General features: G+C 64.3%; 16 protein-coding genes and 3 tRNA genes. 14 read left to right on the top strand and 5 right to left on the bottom strand.

Annotated elements, in window-relative coordinates; genetic code table 11:
• The first annotated feature begins 115 nt into the window (after nt 1-115).
• On the top strand, nt 116-1,498 hold the full coding sequence (cysS, locus tag ACOAPY_RS12955; protein ID WP_465153521.1) for a cysteine--tRNA ligase: 1,383 nt from the start codon (nt 116-118) through the stop codon (nt 1,496-1,498).
• 57 nt (nt 1,499-1,555) lie between these two features.
• Here cysS and ACOAPY_RS12950 read toward each other — a convergent pair whose 3' ends face one another.
• The 3 genes from ACOAPY_RS12950 to ACOAPY_RS12940 all read right to left on the bottom strand — a co-directional run bounded on the left by ACOAPY_RS12950 (nt 1,556) and on the right by ACOAPY_RS12940 (nt 4,988).
• Entirely contained in the window at nt 1,556-3,424 is a 1,869-nt protein-coding gene (locus ACOAPY_RS12950; RefSeq protein ID WP_465153520.1) for a UvrD-helicase domain-containing protein, read from the bottom strand.
• 65 nt (nt 3,425-3,489) lie between these two features.
• Nucleotides 3,490-4,620: a class C beta-lactamase gene (gene ampC, locus ACOAPY_RS12945; RefSeq protein WP_465153519.1), complete on the bottom strand. Its 1,131-nt coding sequence runs from the start codon at nt 4,618-4,620 to the stop codon at nt 3,490-3,492.
• A 29-nt stretch (nt 4,621-4,649) separates the two neighbouring features.
• Nucleotides 4,650-4,988 (bottom strand): FKBP-type peptidyl-prolyl cis-trans isomerase, encoded by a 339-nt coding sequence (locus tag ACOAPY_RS12940; protein ID WP_465153518.1) that lies wholly within the window; start codon nt 4,986-4,988, stop codon nt 4,650-4,652.
• 153 nt (nt 4,989-5,141) lie between these two features.
• Here ACOAPY_RS12940 and ACOAPY_RS12935 point away from each other — a divergent pair, with 153 nt between their 5' ends.
• Entirely contained in the window at nt 5,142-7,034 is a 1,893-nt protein-coding gene (locus ACOAPY_RS12935; RefSeq protein ID WP_465153517.1) for a putative bifunctional diguanylate cyclase/phosphodiesterase, read from the top strand.
• Between the two features lies 1 nt (nt 7,035).
• Here the strand turns inward: ACOAPY_RS12935 and ACOAPY_RS12930 are convergent, their stop codons facing one another.
• A complete protein-coding gene (locus ACOAPY_RS12930) occupies nt 7,036-8,877 on the bottom strand; it encodes a sigma-54-dependent Fis family transcriptional regulator (protein ID WP_465153516.1) in 1,842 nt (613 codons plus the stop codon).
• A 379-nt stretch (nt 8,878-9,256) separates the two neighbouring features.
• Between ACOAPY_RS12930 and ACOAPY_RS12925 the strand changes: the two genes are divergently transcribed.
• The 6 genes from ACOAPY_RS12925 to ACOAPY_RS12900 are packed head-to-tail and all read left to right on the top strand — an operon-like array spanning nt 9,257 to nt 15,196.
• A complete protein-coding gene (locus tag ACOAPY_RS12925) occupies nt 9,257-10,339 on the top strand; it encodes an ABC transporter ATP-binding protein (protein WP_465153515.1) in 1,083 nt (360 codons plus the stop codon).
• A 10-nt stretch (nt 10,340-10,349) separates the two neighbouring features.
• The gene (locus tag ACOAPY_RS12920) at nt 10,350-11,447 is read left to right on the top strand and encodes an ABC transporter ATP-binding protein (RefSeq protein WP_465153514.1); all 1,098 of its coding nucleotides are present in this window, start codon (nt 10,350-10,352) and stop codon (nt 11,445-11,447) included.
• Entirely contained in the window at nt 11,444-12,310 is an 867-nt protein-coding gene (locus ACOAPY_RS12915; protein ID WP_465153513.1) for a carbohydrate ABC transporter permease, read from the top strand. The genes ACOAPY_RS12920 and ACOAPY_RS12915 overlap by 4 nt, the downstream gene beginning before the upstream one ends.
• Nucleotides 12,311-12,320: 10 nt before the next feature.
• Nucleotides 12,321-13,121, top strand: a complete 801-nt coding sequence (locus ACOAPY_RS12910) for a carbohydrate ABC transporter permease (protein WP_465153512.1) — start codon at nt 12,321-12,323, stop codon at nt 13,119-13,121.
• A gap of 12 nt (nt 13,122-13,133) precedes the next feature.
• Nucleotides 13,134-13,406, top strand: a complete 273-nt coding sequence (locus ACOAPY_RS12905; protein WP_237044891.1) for a DUF2160 domain-containing protein — start codon at nt 13,134-13,136, stop codon at nt 13,404-13,406.
• Between the two features lie 50 nt (nt 13,407-13,456).
• Nucleotides 13,457-15,196 (top strand): ABC transporter substrate-binding protein, encoded by a 1,740-nt coding sequence (locus ACOAPY_RS12900; RefSeq protein ID WP_465153511.1) that lies wholly within the window; start codon nt 13,457-13,459, stop codon nt 15,194-15,196.
• 59 nt (nt 15,197-15,255) lie between these two features.
• On the opposite strand, the gene folD is transcribed toward ACOAPY_RS12900, so the two are convergent.
• Complete coding sequence (gene folD / locus ACOAPY_RS12895; protein ID WP_465153510.1) at nt 15,256-16,110, bottom strand: bifunctional methylenetetrahydrofolate dehydrogenase/methenyltetrahydrofolate cyclohydrolase FolD; 855 nt, start codon at nt 16,108-16,110, stop codon at nt 15,256-15,258.
• A gap of 260 nt (nt 16,111-16,370) precedes the next feature.
• Here folD and ACOAPY_RS12890 point away from each other — a divergent pair.
• The 6 genes from ACOAPY_RS12890 to clpX all read left to right on the top strand — a co-directional run bounded on the left by ACOAPY_RS12890 (nt 16,371) and on the right by clpX (nt 20,265).
• Nucleotides 16,371-16,447, top strand: a tRNA-Arg gene (locus ACOAPY_RS12890).
• A gap of 32 nt (nt 16,448-16,479) precedes the next feature.
• Nucleotides 16,480-16,555 (top strand) — tRNA-His (locus tag ACOAPY_RS12885).
• A 55-nt stretch (nt 16,556-16,610) separates the two neighbouring features.
• A tRNA-Leu gene (locus ACOAPY_RS12880) sits at nt 16,611-16,695 on the top strand.
• 142 nt (nt 16,696-16,837) lie between these two features.
• Nucleotides 16,838-18,148 (top strand): trigger factor, encoded by a 1,311-nt coding sequence (tig, locus tag ACOAPY_RS12875; RefSeq protein WP_465153509.1) that lies wholly within the window; start codon nt 16,838-16,840, stop codon nt 18,146-18,148.
• Nucleotides 18,149-18,240: 92 nt separating this feature from the next.
• Nucleotides 18,241-18,876, top strand: coding sequence for an ATP-dependent Clp endopeptidase proteolytic subunit ClpP (clpP, locus tag ACOAPY_RS12870; protein ID WP_021699593.1), 636 nt, complete (start codon nt 18,241-18,243; stop codon nt 18,874-18,876).
• 108 nt (nt 18,877-18,984) lie between these two features.
• The gene (clpX, locus tag ACOAPY_RS12865) at nt 18,985-20,265 is read left to right on the top strand and encodes an ATP-dependent Clp protease ATP-binding subunit ClpX (RefSeq protein WP_021699592.1); all 1,281 of its coding nucleotides are present in this window, start codon (nt 18,985-18,987) and stop codon (nt 20,263-20,265) included.
• Nucleotides 20,266-20,320 lie beyond the last annotated feature (55 nt).

Here is a 20,320-nt window from a genome sequence, read left to right as displayed (position 1 = left end):
TTGAAGCGAGGTTCGGAATGCTCATGTACCGCAGTACATTCCGCTTCCTCACCCCGCTTCGCCTTGCCTGATCTTCGCTCGCTGCTTTGAAAGCCGTTCTTGAGGAAATTTAAAGATGCTTTCCATCTACAACACCCTTAGCAAGACCAAGGACGTCTTCCAGCCGCTGGAAGGTAACAGCGTGCGCATGTACGTGTGCGGTATGACCGTGTACGACTTCTGCCATATCGGTCATGCCCGCGTGATGGTCGCCTTCGATGTGGTCACCCGCTGGCTGCGCGCGCGCGGCTATGACGTGACCTACGTGCGCAACATCACCGACATCGACGACAAGATCATCAAGCGCGCCAACGAGAACGGCGAGCCGTTCGAGGCGCTGGTCGAGCGCATGATCGCCGCCATGCACGAGGACGAGGCGCGCCTGAACGTGCTGCGCCCGGACATCGAGCCGCGCGCCACCGGCCATATCGCCGGCATGCACCAGATGATCCAGACCCTGATCGACAAGGGCTACGCATACGCCCCGGGCAATGGCGACGTGTACTACCGCGTCACCAAGTTCGAGACCTACGGCAAGCTGTCGCGGCGCAAGATCGACGAGCTGAAGATCGGCGCGCGCATCGAGGTCGACGAGATCAAGGAAGACCCGCTGGACTTCGTGCTGTGGAAAGGCGCCAAACCGGGCGAGCCGAGCTGGGATTCGCCGTGGGGCAAGGGCCGTCCGGGCTGGCACATCGAGTGCTCGGTGATGTCCACCTGCTGCCTGGGCGAGACCTTCGACATCCACGGCGGTGGCCCGGACCTGGTGTTCCCGCATCACGAGAACGAGATCGCGCAGAGCGAGGCGGCCACCGGCAAGCTCTACGCCAAGGCCTGGATGCATGCCGGCGCGGTGCGTGTGGACGGCGAGAAGATGTCCAAGTCCCTGGGCAACTTCTTCACCATCCGCGAGGTGCTGGAGAAGTACCACCCGGAAGTGGTGCGCTACCTGCTGGTGTCCAGCCACTACCGCAGCCCGATCAACTACTCCGAAGAGAGCCTCAAGGAAGCCAAGGGCGCCCTGGAGCGCTTCTACAACGGCCTGAAAGGTCTGCCGGAAGTCGCGCCGGCTGGCGGTGAGGCATTCGTCGAGCGCTTCGGCGCGGCCATGGACGACGACTTCAACTCGCCGGAAGCCTGCGCCGTGCTGTTCGAGATGATCCGCGAGGTCAACCGCCTGCGCGAGTCGGATGAACAGGCTGCCGCCGGCCTGGCCGCCCAGCTCAAGCAACTGGCTGGCGTGCTCGGCGTGCTGCAACTGGAGCCGGATGCGTTCCTGCAGGCTGGCGCCGCCGGCAAGGTCGACGCCGCCGAAGTGGAAGCCCTGATCGCCGCGCGCCTGCAGGCCCGCGCCGACAAGAACTGGGCGGAAAGCGACCGCATCCGCGACCAGCTCACCGCCATGGGCGTGGTGCTGGAAGACGGCAAGGGTGGTACTACCTGGCGTCTGGCCGAGTAAGCTGCTTCGCACCATAAAAAAGGCCGCCCTCGGGCGGCCTTTTTCGTGCCTGCGTGTTTAGCGCTTGGCGCTGTACCAGATCACCCGGCTGACGCCCCGGGTTACGGCTACATAGGCCAGGCGCAGGCTCTCGTCGCGCATGGCCTGGTCGTAGCTGTTGCGGAACAGGCCACAGTGGGCATACAGCGCGTTGCGCAGCGGATGCGACTCGGCGCTGCCGCCATCGTCGAGGATGATCGCCACCTCGCCCTGCAGGCCCTTGGCGCGGTGGATGCTGTAGGCGTGTACCGGCAGGCTCGGGGCCAGCTGGGTCTGCACCTGCTTCAGCGCGTCGTTGCGCCGGCTCAGCAGCAGGATCGGGTGGCGCTCGCGGCTGCCGCGCTGGGCAACATGCGCGCATTGCATGGCGATTTCCTGCAGCAGTTCTGGTAGCTGGCGCCTGAGGTCGAAGTTGTCGATTTTGCGCACGCCGTGGTCGCCCGGCTGCGTGGTCTTGATTGCCTGGCTGCGCTTGGCCTGTTTGCAGGCGACGCCCTGCAGCAGCGCCTCGGCGTCGCGCAGGATCGGCTCGATGCTGCGGAAGTTGGTGGTCAGCATCAGCACCTGGCTCTTGGCCTTGCCGCGGCTGGGGAAGTGGCGGTCGAAGTCGAGGAACAGTTCCGGCGAGCTGCCGCGCCAGCCGTAGATCGACTGCCAGTCGTCGCCGATGGCCATCAGGCTGACCGCCTTGCCGCGGCCGGCCAGCGCGCGGTGCACGGCCTGCAGCCAGTGGACGATCTGTGGCGAGATGTCCTGGAACTCGTCGATCAGCAGATGGCGCAGCGGCTCGATGGCCTCCTCCGGTAGTTCCTGGGCGCTGGCTAGGCGCTCGCCGAGCTCGCCGAAGGCGGCATCGAAGGTGGTGACGCCCTGCGCCTGCAGCAGCGCCTGGAAGCGCGCCCAGAAGCTGGCCAGTGCCTGCAGGAACAGGCGCTCGCGCGGTGCGCAGTGCAGGGTGGCGGCGTCGATACGGTCCGGGCGCAGGCCAAGGCTCTCGGCGAAGCAACCCTGTTGGTAGAAGGCTTCGAAGATTGGCGTGGCGCGCCGTTCGCCCTCCAGGCGCAAGCCCTCCTGTGGCGGTTTACCGACGGCCTCGGGCAGGGCCACACCGAGCAGCTCATGCACCTGCTGGCGGAAGGCAGCATCGCTGGCGTAGAGCCCGTCGTAGGCCTGGCGCAGCAGCCGTTGCTGCGCGGGGGGCAGACGTCCGCCGGCGGGAGCGTCCGGCTCCTCGCTGGCGCCGCTACCGAGCTGCTCGAACCAGTTCGGCGCGCCCAGCAGCACCTTGGCCTGCTGCGCCATGGCGGAGTGGAAGGTGCGCACGCACTGGCGCGCCTGCGCTTCGTCGAACGGGAATTGCCAGAAGGCCAGCAGGCGCAGCAACTGGCCACGCAGCTCGGCGCAGGAGGTGTTGGTGAAGGAGATCACCGTGAGACTGCTGGCGGGGATCCGCAGATGGCAGAGCATGAACACCACGCGCAGCAACAGGGTGGTGGACTTGCCCGAGCCGGCGCCGGCGAAGATGCGCGCCAGCGGCGCGCGGCAGAGGATCATCGCCCACTGCTCGTCGGACGGTGCGCCGATCAGCCCGGCTGCCACCGCTTCGGCGACGCGGGCGCGCATGGCGGCGATCTGATGGTCATCGACCTTCAGGCGGACGCTGGAATAAATGCCGGTTGGGGCGGGGGCTGGGCCGTCGCTGGCCTTCTTCTTGCGCCCGCCGGCCTTGGCTTTGCTGCTGCTGGCGGGGCGCTTGGCGCGCGGTTGTGGCTGGCGCAGCTTGGCCGCGGCTTCGCGTTCGGCGCGCAGGTATTCGGTGGTGCGGGGGAAGTAGCGCGCCAGGGTGCTGGAGAGTAGCGCCTGGTAACGTTTGACGGCGGACAGCATGGCAACTCGGAAAGCAGATGCGGTCCGCCATCATACGGGCTTTGCCCTGGCAATGGGCCAGCGGCTCAGGGCTCCAGCGTGGCGAGGATCTGCAAGGCGATGCGCACCCGCTCGGCATTCGGGTAGTTGCGGTTGGCCAGGATCACCAGGCCGGTGTCGCGCTCCGGCAACAGCACCACGTAGGCGCCGAAGCCATTGGTCGAGCCGGTCTTGTTCAGCAGCAGGTCGCCCTCGGCGGGTTGCGGCGTGGCGAAGTGCTCCACTGCATGTGGCTCAAGGGCCATCTGCGTGGAGTTGCCAGCCTGCAGGCGTGGCAGGGTTATGGGGTAGGCGTAGCGCTCCCAGCCCAGGCCCTGGGTCATTTCGCCGACCCGGTAATAACCCTGGTGGGTGGTGGCGATGGCCTGGCGCAGCGATGTCGGCAACTGCGATGGGTCGAGATTGGCCTCGATGAAGCGCAGCATGTCAGCGGCTGTGGACTTCACCCCGTAGGCCTCGGCATACAGTGGTCCCGGCTGCACGCGGAGCGCCTGCTCGTCGCGGTAGCCCCAGGCATAGCGCGCCATCTGTGCCGGCGGCACCTGTATGTAGCTCTCCGTCATGCCCAACTGCGGGAATAGCTGCCGTTCCAGCAACGGGTCGAACGGCTCGCCCAGGCTGGCGGCCGTCAGGTATCCGAACAGGCCGATGCTGGGGTTGGAATACAGGCGCTGGCCGCCGGCCGGGTAGGCAGGTTGCCAGGCGCGGTAGTAGTCGAGCATCTGTTGTGCGTTCTGCACTGCGTCCGGGAACTGCAGCGGCAGGCCGCCGGGGGTGTAGGCGGCCAGGTCGAGCAGGCTGATCTGGTCGAAGGCGCTGCCGCGCAGCGCCGGCAGATGCTGGCTGGCTTTATCGCTCAGGCGCAGCTTGCCCTCGGCCTGGGCGTAGGCGCCGAGGGTGGCGGTGAACAGCTTGCTCACCGAGCCCAGCTCGAACAGGGTGTGCTCGTCCACCGCCTGGCCGCCGTCGCGGGAGGCGAGGCCATAGTTGAAGAAGTGGCGCTCGCCACGGTGGGCAATGGCGATGGCCATGCCGGGAATCTGCAGTTGCGCGATGGTCGGCATGACCGCGGCGTCGACGCTCGTGCGCAGCTCCGATTGGGTGGCGTGCACCTGTCCGGCCACCAGCAATGCCAGCACGTTGAGTAGGAGTCGCATGGGTTTTCTCTCGCTCGGGGTGCGGGGGATCAGTCGTCGCGGGTCATGACTTCCAGCAGCTCGATCTCGAATACCAGGTTGGAGTTCGGCGGAATCGAGCCGACCTGGCGCTCCCCATAGGCCAGGTGCGCCGGCACCCAGAGCTTGCGTTTTCCGCCGACCTGCATGCCCATCAGGCCCTGGTCCCAGCCCTGAATCACCCGGCGGGTGCCGATCACGCACTGGAACGGCTTGCCACGCGAGTAGGAGGAATCGAACTCGCTGCCGTCCTCCAGCCAGCCGCGGTACTGGGTGGTGATCAGCGCACCCTTGACGGCGGCCTTGCCGCTGCCGAGTACCAGGTCTTCGATTTTCAGTTCGCCGTTCATGCAAATGACTGCCGTGCTGTGGTCGGGGATGGCGTTTTAGCCTCGCAGGGCTGTGCTGGCAAGTATGCGACTTATTTCTACTTGCCCATGACAAGGAAGATTCGTTAGCGTTCGCCGTCACCGCAGCAGTCGCCTCATGGACGTGGAGTAGTTATGACGCGTGCGCACCCTCTGCCGGCTCCCGGCATGTCCGGCAGCTTGCTCGAACGTCGCCTGCAGGCGCGGCGCCTGATGCAGATTGCCAATGTCTTGTGTGTCGTGTTGCTGCTGATCGGCATGCAGACCCTGCTGGCTCAGCTATGGCTGGACACCGCGCTGGTAGGGCTGGCGCTGGCGGCCGTACTGTTGGGAAGGCGCCTGAACCAGTGCGGGCTGGTGGATGCGTCCATTCGCCTGGTGCTGTTCATTCTTACCGCCCTGGTCACCGTTTCACTCTGGTTCAGTCAGGGCCTGTATAGCGGTGCGCTGCTGGCCTACCCCGGTATTCTTATCGTCGCCGGCATGGTCGCGCCATTGCGCCTGTTCGTCGGTCTGCTGTTGAGTATGCTGGCGGCTGTGGCGGTGCTGACCTATGCGGCGCTTACCGGCCTCCAGCACTTCGAGCCCTTGCCGATGGGGCTTGGCCGGATGATCAATGTCAGCAGCATCTTGCTGATGTGTGCCGCTGCGGTTTGGCTGCTGGCCAGCGACCTGCGCATGACGCTGGTGCGCCTGCAGCAAGAGATCGCACGCGTACAGGACTCCGAGGCCAGCTTCACTCACCTGGCTCAGCATGATGCGCTGACCAATCTGCCCAACCGGCTGTTGCTGCGTGACCGTGTGGAGCAGGCCATTGGTCATGCGCGGCGCGATGGTCGGCAGGTGGCGTTGCTGTTTCTCGATCTGGACAACTTCAAGACCATCAATGATTCCCTCGGACATGCCGCCGGCGACGAGCTGCTGCAGGAGGTGGCGCGGCGTCTGCGCGAGACACTGAGCGATCTGGATACGCTGAGTCGACAGGGGGGGGACGAATTCCTCGTGGCGTTGGCCGATGTCGATGATCTGGCCGTCGTCTCGTCGCTGGCGGCACAGATGCAGCAACGGCTAGCCCAGCCCTTTGCCCTCAAAGGCATGCAGATCGTGACTTCTCTCTCGATCGGTATATCGCTGTTTCCCGGTGATGGTGACGATTTCGAGACGTTGCTCAAGCATGCTGATATGGCCATGTACCAGGCCAAATCGGTGGGGCGCAATGCGTTCTGCTTCTTCGATGAGCGTATGAATGCGGACAACCTTGAGCGACTGGCGCTGGAGCTGGATCTGCGCCAGGCGCTGACCCGTGATGAGTTCGTGCTGCAGTATCAGCCCATTGTCGACCTGCACACTGGCAAGCTGCTGGCGGCAGAGGCTCTATTACGCTGGCGCCATCCCGAGCTTGGCCTGCTGGGGCCTGACCGTTTCATTGATGCAGCCGAGCGTTCCGGGCTGATTGTCGAGATCGGCGAATGGGTGCTGGGCGAGGCCTGCCGCCAGGCCATGCTTTGGCAGGCTGGCGGTCTGCCTCGTTTCGTGGTCTCGGTGAACATGTCGGCCGTGCAGTTCCGCCGTGGCAACCTCGGCGAGGTGGTACAGGCGGCGCTGATGCGTTACGGCCTGCCACCGTCCGGGCTCGAGCTGGAGCTGACCGAGTCCATCCTGCTACAGGACTGCGAGCAGCTGCGCCAGCTCAAGGATCTGGGCGTGAAACTGTCGATCGACGACTTTGGTACCGGCTACTCCAACCTGGCCTACCTGCAGCGGTTCCAGGTCGACAAACTGAAGATCGACCAATCCTTCGTGCGCGGGCTTGGCGGCAATCCGCAGAACCAGGCGATTGTCACGGCCATCGTGCAGATGGCTCGCAGCCTGGGTCTGCATACCGTTGCCGAGGGTGTCGAGGATGAGGCGACCCGCCAGTTGCTGGTCGAACTGGGCGGCGATCAGGGGCAGGGCTACTTGTTTGCCCGGCCCCTGCCGGCGGCGGAACTGAGCGCTTTCGTCACGCGGCAGGCGCTGCCGGCCTGATTCACACCTTCAGCCCCTGCTCGCGCAGGCGTTTGTACAGGGTGTTGCGGCTCAGCCCCAGGCTGCGGGCCAGGTGCGAGATGTTGCCGCCACAAGCCTGATACTGACTGGCCAGGTCCCCGGTCTCGATTGGCGGCTCCTGACCGGGCGGATTGTCGGGGGTGGTTTCCAGATCGGCAAAAAAGTCGTCCGGCAGGTGCTCGGCGCGGATCGGCTGGTCCTCGGCCATGGCCAGGGCGATCTGCATCACGCTGCTCAACTGGCGCAGGTTGCCGGGCCAGGGGTGGCGCTGGAACAGCTCCTGCACTTCGCGGCTGAGGCCGGCCCACTGGCTGGGCTCGCGGTGGTGTTCCCACACGCGCTGGAACAGCGCGGCCTTGTCGCTGCGCTCGCGCAGCGGCGGCAGCTCCAGGTTGAGGCCGCTGATGCGGTAGTAGAGGTCGGCGCGGAACAGCCCGGCGTCCACATCCTGGCGCAGCGGCCGGTTGGTCGCCGAGACCAGGTGGATGTCCACCGGGTAGGGTTCGCCGCCCCCCAATGGCTGCACGCTGCGCTCCTGCAGCACGCGCAGCAGGCGGGCCTGCACGGCCAGTGGCATGTCGCCGACCTCGTCGAGGAACAGGGTGCCTTTGTGCGCCTTGCGGATCAGGCCGATGCTGCCTTTCTGGCTGGCGCCGGTGAAGGCGCCTTTCTCGTAGCCGAACAGCTCGGACTCCACCAGTTCGGCGGGAATCGCCGCGCAGTTCACCGCGATCAGCGGCTGGCCGGCCCGCGAGCTGGCGTTGTGCAGGGCCTTGACGAACACCTCCTTGCCGGCGCCGGTCTCGCCGTGGATCAGGATCGGGATGTCCTTTTCCACCAGGCGCTCGGCCTGGCGTACGGCCTTGTCCACCCGTGGATCACCGAGGTTGATATTGGCCAGGGTGAAGCCTCCCTGGCGCGGCGCCGGGGCCGCTTGCGGGCGGAAGTCACGCGGCTGGATGCGCGGCTTGCGCGGGCGCTTGAGCAGGCCGTGGAAGCGGTAGCGGCCGGCGGCGCGCAGGGCGAAGGGCAGGCTCTCCGGCTGGTTGAGCAGCTGCTGCAGCGGCACGTCGAACAGGCTCTCGATATTCACCCGCGACAGGCCGACACCGAGCAGGCTGTCAGCGCGGCGGTTGGCCGAGACGATCTGCCCGGTTTCATCGAACACCAGCAGGCCGGCCCACTGGCTGTCCAGGTTGTCCAGGCTGGTGTTGAAGCTGAGCTGGAAGTAGTCGTCCTTGAACAGGTTGAGGATCAGCCGGTTCTCCACCGACTGGCTCATCATCTTGACCATGCCCAGGGTGTGGGCGGGTGGCAGGTAGCTGTCGCTGGAGACGTCGAGCACGCCGATCATCTGCCTGCTGGCATCGAAGATCGGCGAGGCCGAACCGGTCATGAAGCGGTTGGCCTTGAGGAAGTGCTCGTCGCGCTGGATGTGCACCGCCTGGCCGCAGGCCAGGGCCGTGCCGATGGCATTGGTGCCACTGTAGCGCTCCTGCCACCAGGCGCCGGGAGTGAAGCCGGCGGCCTGGCTCGGCTCGACGAAGCGGCGGTCGCCCCAGGACTGCAGCAACTGGCCCTGGTTGTCGGCCAGCATGATCAGGCAGTTGGAGTTGGCCAGGATGTTCTCGTAGTAGGGCAGCACCTCCTGATGGGTGGTCTGCACCAGGAAGTGCTGGCTTTCCAGCAGGGCGGAAACCTCACCGGGCGCCGCCTGGCCGAAGGCCGGCTGGCTTTGGTGGGTGAGGCCGAAGTCGCGGCAGCGGCTCCAGGAATCGCGAACGATGGCGTCGTGGTTCGGCGCCGGGGCAGTGGCAGTCATGAGGGTCGCCTGGTTCTTGTCTTTCTTATGGGGACAGCTTCCGTGCTGGGCTCACCGTTACTGCAATAGGTGGGCCGGGGGAGTGCCTTGCCCTCCCGGTCCCTGGCCGCGTGCGGGCAGGGGAAACAGCGTCCGCCCAGTGTTGTTCATTGCTGTTCAAAGTCAAAGGGCAAATTGTTCAGTTGTTCAGCTTTTACTGTTCAAGGCTGTTCAGTGCGCCTGCGTGCTGTACATCCATTCCATGGATAAAACTTTATAAATCAATTGCTTGTGAGGTGACTCCTGGCGCGCGGCGGCGCTGGCACGAATGTCGCCTTATGGCTGTGTCGGCCGCGAGGGCTCTTCGCGGCGATGGGCGCAATAATCATAAGGACACGCCATGTCGTTAACGCTGGAACATGTCTGTCGCGTGGTCGACCAGCAGGTCTATATCGACGACGCCTGCCTGAGCTTCGAACCAGGCTCCTTCAATGTGCTGGTGGGTCGCACGCTTGCCGGCAAGACCTCGCTGATGCGCCTGATGGCCGGGCTGGACAAGCCCAGCAGCGGCCGCATCCTGATGCACGGCGCCGATGTCACCGGCGTGCCGGTGCGTCAGCGCAACGTGTCGATGGTCTATCAGCAGTTCATCAACTACCCGAACCTGACGGTGTTCGAGAACATCGCCTCGCCACTGCGCCAGGCCGGCGTGGCCAAGGCCGAGATCGCGCGCAAGGTGCAGGAAACCGCGCAAATGCTGCGCATCGAGAAGTTCCTCAAGCGCTACCCGCTGGAGCTCTCCGGCGGCCAGCAACAGCGCACGGCCATGGCCCGCGCGCTGGTCAAGGATGCCGACCTGGTGCTGTTCGACGAGCCGCTGGTGAACCTCGACTATAAGCTGCGCGAAGAGCTGCGCCAGGAGATGCGCGAGCTGTTCCGCGCCCGCCGCAGCATCGCCATCTATGCCACCACCGAGCCCAACGAGGCCCTGGCCCTGGGCGGCACCACCACCATCCTGCATGAAGGCCGGGTGATCCAGAGCGGCAAGACCACCGAGGTCTACCACCGGCCGCAACAGGTGCTGGCCGCCGAGCTGTTCTCCGAGCCACCAATCAATCTGATGCGCGGGCGCATCAGCGACAGCGAGGTGAGCTTCGAGGACTTCGTGCATTTCCCGCTGACCGCCGAGTTGCGCGGCCTGGGGCAGGGCGACTACCGCTTCGGCGTGCGCCCCGGGCATATCGGCCTGGTGCCGTCCAACGACGACGACCTGGAGCTGGCGGTGATCGTCGAGCTGGCCGAGATCAGCGGCTCGGAGACCTTCCTCCACGTGCGCAGCGAGCACTTCGCCCTGGTCCTGCACCTGCAGGGCGTGCACGAGTACGACGTGGATGCGCCGATCCGCATCTACATCCCGACCCACAAGCTGTTCGTCTTCGACGCCCGGGGCCAGCTGGTCCTGGCGCCGATCCGCCGGTCCTGAGGAGCGCAGCATGGCCGAAATACGCTTGCAGAACCTGGCGCACAGCTACAGCGCGCAACCGTCCGGGCCGGACGACTATGCCATCCGCGAGATGACCCATGTCTGGGAGCAGGGCGGCGCCTACGCGCTGCTCGGTCCGTCCGGCTGCGGCAAGTCGACCCTGCTCAACATCATTTCCGGGCTGCTCAGCCCGTCCGAGGGCCAGGTGCTGTTCGACATGCGCGAGGTCAACGACCTGCCGCCGCAGGAGCGCAACATCGCCCAGGTGTTCCAGTTCCCGGTGGTCTACGACACCATGACGGTGTTCGACAACCTGGCCTTCCCGCTGCGCAACCAGGGCCTGGCCGAGTCGCGGGTGACCAGCAAGGTGCACGAGATCTCCGAGGTGCTGGACCTGCACCCGCTGCTGCACAGGAAGGCGCGCAACCTCACCGCCGACGAGAAGCAGAAAGTCTCCATGGGCCGCGGCCTGGTGCGCGACGACGTGTCGGCGATCCTCTTCGACGAGCCGCTGACGGTGATCGACCCGCACCTGAAGTGGAAGCTGCGGCGCAAGCTCAAGCAGATCCACGAGCAGTTCAACATCACCATGGTCTACGTCACCCACGATCAGCTGGAGGCCTCGACCTTCGCCGACAAGATCGCGGTCATGTACGGCGGCCAGATCGTCCAGTTCGGCACCCCGCGCGAGCTGTTCGAGCGACCGAAACATACCTTTGTCGGCTTCTTCATCGGCAGCCCGGGGATGAACCTGGTCGAGGTCACGCCCTACGCCGGCGGCGTGTGCTTCGGCCAGACCCGCGTGCCGCTGGCCCCGACGCTGTGCCAGCGCCTGGCCGAGCTGGCCGGCCGCCCGCTCAAGCTGGGCATCCGCCCGGAGTTCGTCCACGTCAGCGACGAGCCCTTCGTCGACGCCCTGCGCGGCGAGGTGCGCCACGTCGAGGACCTGGGTACCTACAAGATCCTCACCCTGGAGCTGGACGGTGTGACGCTCAAGGCGCGCCTGCAGGAAGATCTGCCGGTGCCGCACAAGGTGGCCTACATCGGCTTCCCGTCGCAGTGGCTGATGCTCTATGCCGACGACGTGCTGGTGGAGGTGCGGGCATGAACAAGGTGATCAACAACAAGGCCTGGTGGCTGGTGCTGCCGGTGTTCCTGCTGGTGGCCTTCAGCGCCATCCTGCCGATGATGACGGTGGTCAACTACTCGGTGCAGGACATCTTCGACGCCAGCACGCGTACCTTCGTCGGTGTCGAGTGGTACCAGCAGGTGCTGCAGGACGAACGCCTGCATGATTCGCTGCTGCGCCAGTTCATCTTCTCCGCCTGCGTGCTGCTGATCGAGATCCCGCTGGGCATTGCCATTGCCCTGTGCATGCCGACCAAAGGGCGTTGGGCTTCCGCCTGCCTGATCATCATGGCCATTCCGCTGCTGATTCCATGGAACGTGATCGGCACCATCTGGCAGATCTTTGGCCGCGCCGACATCGGCCTGCTGGGCTGGACCCTGAGCAAGCTGGGCATCAGCTACAACTACGCGGCCAACACCATGGACGCCTGGGTCACGGTGCTGGTGATGGACGTCTGGCACTGGACCTCGCTGGTGGCGCTGCTGTGCTACTCGGGCCTTCGTGCCATTCCCGACGTTTACTACCAGGCCGCGCGCATCGACCGCGCATCGAGCTGGGCGGTGTTCCGCCATATCCAGCTGCCGAAGATGAAGAGCGTGCTGCTGATCGCCGTGATGCTGCGCTTCATGGACAGCTTCATGATCTACACCGAGCCCTTCGTGCTCACCGGCGGCGGACCGGGCAACGCCACCACCTTCCTCAGCCAGACGCTGACCAAGATGGCGGTGGGGCAGTTCGACCTGGGGCCGGCGGCGGCCTTCTCGCTGGTGTACTTCCTGATCATCCTGTTGGTGTCCTGGGCGTTCTACACGGCCATGACGCACAACGACCAGAAGCGCTGAGGAGCTGCCCATGACCCTTCGCAAAACCCTGGTGCTGCTGCTCTACATCCTGTTCCTGCTGGTGCCGATCTACTGGCTGCTCAACATGTCGTTCAAGAGCAACACCGAGATCCTCGGTGGCCTGACCCTGTGGCCGCAGGACTTTACCCTGGCCAACTACCAGGTGATTTTCACTGACCCGAGCTGGTACAACGGCTACCTCAACTCGCTGTACTACGTGTGCCTGAACACTCTCATTTCGCTGCTGGTGGCGCTGCCGGCGGCCTATGCGTTCTCGCGCTACCGCTTCCTCGGCGACAAGCACCTGTTCTTCTGGCTGCTGACCAACCGCATGGCGCCGCCGGCGGTGTTCCTCCTGCCGTTCTTCCAGCTGTACTCGTCGATCGGCCTGTTCGATACGCACATCGCCGTGGCCCTGGCTCACTGCCTCTTCAACGTGCCGCTGGCGGTGTGGATTCTCGAGGGCTTCATGTCCGGGGTGCCGAAGGAAATCGACGAGACCGCCTACATCGACGGCTACAGCTTCCCCAAGTTCTTCGTGAAGATCTTCATCCCGCTGATCGGCCCCGGCATCGGCGTCACGGCGTTCTTCTGCTTCATGTTCTCCTGGGTCGAGCTGCTGCTGGCGCGCACCCTAACCTCGGTGGACGCCAAGCCGATCGTCGCGGTGATGACCCGCACCGTATCGGCCTCCGGCATCGACTGGGGCGTGCTGGCGGCGGCGGGGGTGCTGACCATCCTGCCGGGCTTGCTGGTGATCTGGTTCGTACGCAACCACGTGGCCAAGGGCTTCGCCCTGGGCCGGGTCTGAGGAGGAACGACTATGGAATGGATGGCCTGGACCCCCGTCACGGCGGCCTTCTTTGGCGGCATCGCGCTGCTGCTGGTGGGCATGACGGTATGGGAAATCCGCTCGCCCTGCGTCGAGCGCAGGGGCTTTCTGCCGATCGCCACCACCCGTGGCGACCGGCTGTTCATCGGTTTGCTCGGCAGCGCCTACCTGCACCTGCTGGTGGTGGGCGCAACCGACTGGAGCACCTGGATAGCCTCGGCGCTGTCCGTCGTGTGGTTACTGGTGGTGATGCGTTGGGGCTGACCGGCGGCCTGTCGTTCCGGTCGGTTTTCTATTCAAGCAAGGAGGAGTCTATGTTCGACAACAATTACAAGACCCGACATAGCATGGCGCTGGCGGCCCTGCTGACGTTGTCCGGATTGAGCGGTGCGGCCTGGGCCGACGCCTACGAAGAGGCGGCGAAGAAGTGGATCGACAGCGAGTTCTCGCCGTCCACCCTGACCAAGGAGCAGCAGCTCGCCGAGCTCAAGTGGTTCATCAAGGCTGCCGAACCGTTCCGCGGCATGGAGATCAACGTTGCCTCGGAGACCATCGCCACCCACGAGTACGAGGCCAAGGTGCTGGCCAAGGCTTTCAGCGAGATCACCGGGATCAAGCTGAACCACGACCTGATGCAGGAAGGCGACGTGGTGGAGAAGCTGCAAACGCAGATGCAGTCCGGCAAGAACATCTATGACGGCTGGGTCAACGACTCGGACCTGATTGGCACCCACTTCCGCTACGGCAAGGCGGTGGCGATCAGCGACATGATGGCCAATGAAGGCAAGGACTTCACCTCGCCGACCCTGGACCTGGAGGATTTCATCGGCCTGTCCTTCACCACCGGGCCGGACAAGAAGCTCTACCAGCTGCCCGACCAGCAGTTCGCCAACCTCTACTGGTTCCGCGCCGACTGGTTCGAGAAGCCGGAGCTGAAGGCCAAGTTCACGGAGATCTACGGCTACGAGCTGGGCGTGCCGGTCAACTGGTCGACCTACGAGGACATCGCCCAGTTCTTCACCGAACACGTCAAGGAAATCGACGGCAAGCGCGTCTACGGCCACATGGACTACGGCAAGAAGGACCCGTCGCTGGGCTGGCGCTTCACCGACGCCTGGTTCTCCATGGCTGGCGGCGGCGACAAGGGCCTGCCCAACGGTGTGCCGGTGGACGAGTGGGGCATTCGCGTCGAAGGCTGCCGCCCGGTGGGCTCCAGCGTCGCCCGCGGCGGCGACACCAACGGCCCGGCGGCGGTCTACGCCACCACCAAGTACGTCGACTGGATGCGCCAGTACGCGCCGCCGGAAGCCCAGGGCATGACCTTCTCCGAGGCCGGCCCGGTACCGGCGCAGGGCAATATTGCCCAGCAGATCTTCTGGTACACCGCCTTCACTGCGGACATGACCAAGCCGGGCCTGGCGGTGGTCAACGAGGACGGCACGCCGAAGTGGCGCATGGCGCCGTCGCCCAAGGGGCCGTACTGGGAGGAGGGCATGAAGCTCGGCTACCAGGACGCCGGTTCCTGGACCTTCCTCACGTCCACCCCGGAGAAGCAGCGCCTGGCGGCCTGGCTGTACGCCCAGTTCGTCACCTCCAAGACCGTTTCGCTGAAGAAGACCCTGGTCGGTCTGACGCCGATCCGCGAGTCTGACATCAACTCCCAGGCCATGACCGACGCGGCGCCCAAGCTCGGCGGCCTGGTGGAGTTCTACCGCAGCCCGGCGCGGGTGCAGTGGACCCCCACCGGCACCAACGTGCCGGACTACCCGCGCCTGGCACAGCTGTGGTGGCAGTTCATCGCCGAGGCGGCCAGTGGCGACAAGACCCCGCAGGAGGCCCTGGATGGCTTGGCCGCGGCCCAGGACAGCATGATGGCGCGCATCGAGCGCTCCGGCGTGCAGGGTGAGTGCGGCCCGAAACTCAACGAGGAGAAGGACCCGCAGTACTGGCTGGACCAGCCGGGCGCGCCCAAGCCGAAGCTGGCCAACGAGAAGCCGAAGGGCGAGACCGTCAGCTACGACGAGCTGGTGAAGTCCTGGCAGCAGGCCCAGTAAGGCCAGTGCTGGAAACGAAAACGGCGCCCGCGGGCGCCGTTTTTTATTGCCGAAGCGACTTACGCGTGCAGGTGCTCTGCGGCGTACAGGGTGTTCTCCAGCAGGCAGGCACGGGTCATCGGGCCGACACCGCCCGGCACTGGGGTGATCCAGCCGGCGCGCTCCGCTGCGGCGTCGAACTCCACGTCGCCGACCAGCTTGCCGTCTGCCTGGCGGTTGATGCCGACGTCGATGACGATGGCGCCTGGCTTGATCCACTCACCCTTGACCAGCCCCGGCTTGCCGGCGGCCACGACCACGATGTCGGCCTGGGCCAGGTGGCCCGGCAGATCCTTGGTGAAACGGTGGGTGACGGTCACGGTGCAGCCGGCCAGCAGCAGCTCCAGCGCCATCGGCCGGCCGACGATGTTGGAGGCGCCCACGACCACGGCGTGCTGGCCATGCAGGTCAACGCCGGTGCTTTCCAGCAGGGTCATGATGCCTTTCGGCGTACAGGGGCGCAGCAGCGGCATGCGCTGGGACAGGCGGCCGACGTTGAACGGATGGAAGCCGTCGACGTCCTTGTCCGGGTTGATGCGCTCGAGCAGTTGCGAGGCGTCCAGATGGGCGGGCAGGGGCAGTTGCACCAGGATGCCGTCGATGGCGTTGTCGCGGTTGAGCTGGTCGATCAGCCCGAGCAGCTCGCCTTGGGTAGTGGTGGCGGGCAGGTCATGGGCCACGGAAACGAAGCCAACCTCCTCGCAGTCCTTGCGCTTGTGCGAGACGTAGACCTGGGAGGCCGGGTCGCTGCCGACCAGGATCACGGCCAGGCCAGGCGCGCGCAGGCCCTGCTGGCGGCGCCCGGCGACACGTTTGGCGATATCCTGGCGGAGGTTGGCGGCGATGGACTTGCCGTCGATCAGTTTTGCAGTCATGACGCGTGCTTAACCATGAGGAGGGGTGGAAAAAAGATCGCGTATTCTCGCACGGCAGCCCCGTCGGGCAAAGGCGCATGCATCGTCTGCTCCTGTAACTCCTTTTCCCAGCAGGATTTTTTTCATTTTCGTGTTGACGCTTGCAGAACGCCTCTATAAGATTCGCCCCGCTTGTCGAGCACAGCCAGCCGCTGGGTGAGATGGCAACGACCGGAAGCGGTTGGAGCTGTAGCTTAGAAGTCTGTTACGCAGATGATTAAGCGCCCGTAGCTCAGCTGGATAGAGCATCCGCCTTCTAAGCGGATGGTCGCAGGTTCGAGTCCTGCCGGGTGCGCCATTTGGCGAATCAGGCACAAGCAACGCAATATGGTGGGCGTAGCTCAGTTGGTAGAGCACAGGATTGTGGCTCCTGGTGTCGTGGGTTCGATTCCCATCGTCCACCCCATATTCGAGAAAGCGCCAGGCCCCAAGCCTGGCGTTTTCGTTTCAAGCGTTACCACGCGGACGTGGTGAAATTGGTAGACACACCAGATTTAGGTTCTGGCGCCGCAAGGTGTGAGAGTTCGAGTCTCTCCGTCCGCACCATCTCCCTTGTAATCCCTCCTTATAGGGTTCGCTGCGCTCACGCATTTTGCGCAGGTGACTTCTGCTATTCGAGCTAATAGAATGCCTGCCTTTCGATTCTGGGTCGGAACGCCGGCCTATGTCTGTGCAACGAGGAATATCCATGCAAGTTTCTGTTGAAAGCACCTCCGCTCTCGAGCGCCGCATGACCATCGGCGTGCCGGCCGAGCGCATCGAGACCGAAGTGACCAAGCGTCTGCAGCAGACTGCCCGCCGCGCCAAGGTGCCTGGCTTCCGCCCGGGCAAGGTGCCGATGAACGTCATTCGTCAGCGTTATGAAGACGCTGCCCGTCAGGAAGCGCTGGGCGACCTGATCCAGGCCACCTTCTACGAAGCCATCGTCGAGCAGAAGCTGAACCCGGCTGGCGCTCCGGCTGTCGAGCCGAAAGTGTTCGAGAAGGGCAAGGATCTCGAGTACGTCGCCACCTTCGAAGTCTTCCCGGAAATCAAGCTGGCCGGCTTCGACGGTATCGCCATCGAGCGCCTGCAGGCTGACGTCACCGACGCCGACCTCGACAACATGCTGGAAATCCTGCGCAAGCAGAACACCCGCTTCGAGGCTGTCGAGCGCGCCGCTGAAAATGGTGACCAGCTGAACATCGATTTCGTCGGCAAGATCGACGGCGAAGCGTTCGCCGGCGGCAGCGCCAAGGGCACCCCGCTGGTGCTGGGTTCCGGCCGCATGATCCCGGGCTTCGAAGAGGCTCTGGTCGGCGTCAAGGCGGGCGAAGAGCGCGTGATCAACCCGACTTTCCCGGCTGATTACCAGAACCTGGACCTGGCCGGTAAGACCGCCGAGTTCACCGTGACCGTCAACAGCGTTTCCGCCCCGCAGCTGCCGGAGCTGAATGACGACTTCTTCGCTCTGTTCGGCATCAAGGAAGGCGGTCTGGAAGGCTTCCGTGCCGAAGTGCGCAAGAACATGGAGCGCGAGCTGCGCCAGGCCATCAAGTCCAAGGTAAAGAACCAGGTCATGGAAGGTCTGCTGGCCGCCAACCCGGTTGAAGTGCCGAAGGCCCTGATCGGTAACGAAGTGAACCGTCTGCGCGTGCAGGCTGTTCAGCAGTTCGGCGGCAACATCAAGCCGGACCAGCTGCCGGCCGAGCTGTTCGAAGAGCAGGCCAAGCGCCGCGTGGTACTGGGCCTGATCGTTGCCGAAGTGGTCAAGCAGGGCGAGCTGAAGGCCGACGAAGCCCGCGTTCGCGAGCTGATCGAGGAAATGGCCTCCGCCTATCAGGAGCCGCAGCAGGTCGTGGCCTGGTACTACAAGAACGACCAGCAGCTGAACGAAGTGCGTTCGGTTGTACTGGAAGAACAAGTTGTAGATACTGTTCTGCAGAAGGCCAAAGTGACCGATAAAGCGGTCTCCTACGAAGAAGCGGTCAAGCCGGCGGAAGCCCCGCAAGCAGCCTGATCCCTCGCCTCGTTCGAGCACAACCATAAGCCAGCCTTCGTGCTGGCTTATGCGTCTTTAGAGACATGACTATTAGGGAGAGATCGCTAGACATGTCGCATAACTCTTTCATGAACACCATGCCAGACATCCAAGCCGCCGGCGGCCTCGTGCCGATGGTCATCGAGCAGTCCGCTCGTGGCGAGCGTGCCTACGACATCTATTCGCGCCTGTTGAAGGAGCGGGTGATCTTCCTGGTCGGCCCGGTCGAGGACTACATGGCCAACCTGGTGGTGGCTCAGCTGCTGTTCCTCGAGGCCGAGAACCCGGACAAGGACATTCACCTGTACATCAACTCCCCGGGTGGTTCGGTGACTGCCGGCATGTCGATCTACGACACCATGCAGTTCATTAAGCCCGACGTGTCCACCATCTGCATCGGCCAGGCCTGCAGCATGGGGGCGTTGCTGCTGGCTGGCGGAGCCGCCGGCAAGCGCTACTGCCTGCCGCATTCGCGCATGATGATTCACCAGCCGCTGGGTGGTTTCCAGGGTCAGGCCTCGGATATCGAGATTCACGCTCGCGAGATCCTCACTATTCGCGAGCGCCTGAACAAGATCCTGGCTGATCATTGCCAGCAGCCGATCGACGTCATCGCCAAGGACACCGATCGCGACAACTTCATGAGCGCTGAAGAGGCGGTCAACTACCGCCTTATCGACAAGGTTCTGGAAAAACGCCCTGTCTGATCCCCGCTTCAGCGCAGCGGCCGGGCTCGCCCGGCCGTCCCGCAGGGTTGAAAATGCCCGCAATTGCCTTCATCTTGTGTTTCATGCCTACCGTATTGGATCGATCTAATGACTGACACCCGCAACGGCGAGGACAACGGCAAGCTGCTCTACTGCTCCTTCTGCGGCAAAAGCCAGCACGAAGTGCGCAAGCTGATCGCCGGTCCCTCGGTCTTTATCTGCGACGAGTGCGTCGACCTGTGCAACGACATCATCCGCGAGGAGGTGCAGGAAGCCCAGGCCGAAAGCAGCGCCCACAAGTTGCCTGCGCCCAAGGAAATCAGCGGCATTCTGGATCAGTATGTGATCGGTCAGGAGCGCGCCAAGAAGGTGCTCTCCGTCGCCGTGTACAACCACTACAAGCGTCTGAATCAGCGCGACAAGAAAGACGACGTCGAGCTGGGCAAGAGCAATATCCTGCTGATCGGTCCGACCGGCTCCGGCAAGACCCTGCTGGCCGAGACCCTGGCCCGCCTGCTCAACGTGCCTTTCACCATCGCCGACGCCACCACCCTGACCGAAGCCGGTTACGTGGGTGAGGACGTCGAGAACATCATCCAGAAGCTGCTGCAGAAGTGCGACTACGATGTCGAGAAAGCCCAGATGGGCATCGTTTACATCGACGAGATCGACAAAATCTCGCGCAAGTCGGACAACCCGTCCATCACCCGCGACGTGTCGGGCGAGGGCGTGCAGCAGGCGCTGCTCAAGCTGATCGAGGGCACCGTCGCCTCGGTTCCGCCGCAGGGTGGCCGCAAGCATCCGCAGCAGGAGTTCCTGCAGGTCGATACGCGCAACATCCTGTTCATCTGCGGTGGCGCCTTCGCCGGTCTGGAGAAGGTCATCCAGGCCCGCTCCACCAAGGGCGGCATCGGCTTCAACGCCGAAGTGCGCAGCCCGGATCTGGGCAAGAAGGTTGGCGAGGCGCTGCGTGAGGTCGAGCCGGACGATCTGGTGAAGTTCGGTCTTATCCCGGAGTTCGTAGGCCGTCTGCCGGTCATCGCTACCCTCGACGAGCTGGACGAAGCGGCGCTGATGCAGATCCTCACTGAGCCGAAGAACGCCCTGACCAAGCAGTATGCCAAGCTGTTCGAGATGGAAGGGGTGGACTTGGAATTCCGTGCCGATGCACTCAAGGCCGTCGCGCACAAGGCTCTGGAACGGAAGACCGGCGCCCGTGGCCTGCGCTCGATCCTCGAGGGCGTGCTGCTCGACACCATGTATGAGATCCCTTCGCAGTCCGATGTCAGCAAGGTGGTGATCGACGAGAGCGTGATCGAGGGCTCCTCCAAGCCGCTGCTGATCTACGAGAACAGTGAGCCGCAAGCCAAAGCCGCGCCAGACGTCTGACGTCTGACGTCTAACGCTGAAACAAAGGGCCCTGCGGGGCCCTTTGCTTTTGCGC

The sequence above is a fragment of the Pseudomonas stagnisoli genome, from assembly GCF_048595745.1.
Classification (GTDB): domain Bacteria; phylum Pseudomonadota; class Gammaproteobacteria; order Pseudomonadales; family Pseudomonadaceae; genus Aquipseudomonas; species Aquipseudomonas alcaligenes_A.
Note: the sequence above shows the minus strand (reverse complement) of the source record. Positions and strands in the feature narration are given on the sequence as shown.

Coding starts and splice junctions, on each gene's coding strand:
- ACOAPY_RS12930 (WP_465153516.1), bottom strand. CDS start 8,877: ATGACTGCCACTGCCCCGGCGCCGAACCACGACGCCATCGTTCGCGAT.
- ACOAPY_RS12915 (WP_465153513.1), top strand. CDS start 11,444: ATGAACAAGGTGATCAACAACAAGGCCTGGTGGCTGGTGCTGCCGGTG.
- ACOAPY_RS12940 (WP_465153518.1), bottom strand. CDS start 4,988: ATGAACGGCGAACTGAAAATCGAAGACCTGGTACTCGGCAGCGGCAAG.
- ACOAPY_RS12905 (WP_237044891.1), top strand. CDS start 13,134: ATGGAATGGATGGCCTGGACCCCCGTCACGGCGGCCTTCTTTGGCGGC.
- ampC (WP_465153519.1), bottom strand. CDS start 4,620: ATGCGACTCCTACTCAACGTGCTGGCATTGCTGGTGGCCGGACAGGTG.
- ACOAPY_RS12935 (WP_465153517.1), top strand. CDS start 5,142: ATGACGCGTGCGCACCCTCTGCCGGCTCCCGGCATGTCCGGCAGCTTG.
- ACOAPY_RS12910 (WP_465153512.1), top strand. CDS start 12,321: ATGACCCTTCGCAAAACCCTGGTGCTGCTGCTCTACATCCTGTTCCTG.
- ACOAPY_RS12920 (WP_465153514.1), top strand. CDS start 10,350: ATGGCCGAAATACGCTTGCAGAACCTGGCGCACAGCTACAGCGCGCAA.
- ACOAPY_RS12900 (WP_465153511.1), top strand. CDS start 13,457: ATGTTCGACAACAATTACAAGACCCGACATAGCATGGCGCTGGCGGCC.
- folD (WP_465153510.1), bottom strand. CDS start 16,110: ATGACTGCAAAACTGATCGACGGCAAGTCCATCGCCGCCAACCTCCGC.
- ACOAPY_RS12950 (WP_465153520.1), bottom strand. CDS start 3,424: ATGCTGTCCGCCGTCAAACGTTACCAGGCGCTACTCTCCAGCACCCTG.
- cysS (WP_465153521.1), top strand. CDS start 116: ATGCTTTCCATCTACAACACCCTTAGCAAGACCAAGGACGTCTTCCAG.
- ACOAPY_RS12925 (WP_465153515.1), top strand. CDS start 9,257: ATGTCGTTAACGCTGGAACATGTCTGTCGCGTGGTCGACCAGCAGGTC.
- tig (WP_465153509.1), top strand. CDS start 16,838: ATGCAAGTTTCTGTTGAAAGCACCTCCGCTCTCGAGCGCCGCATGACC.
- clpP (WP_021699593.1), top strand. CDS start 18,241: ATGTCGCATAACTCTTTCATGAACACCATGCCAGACATCCAAGCCGCC.
- clpX (WP_021699592.1), top strand. CDS start 18,985: ATGACTGACACCCGCAACGGCGAGGACAACGGCAAGCTGCTCTACTGC.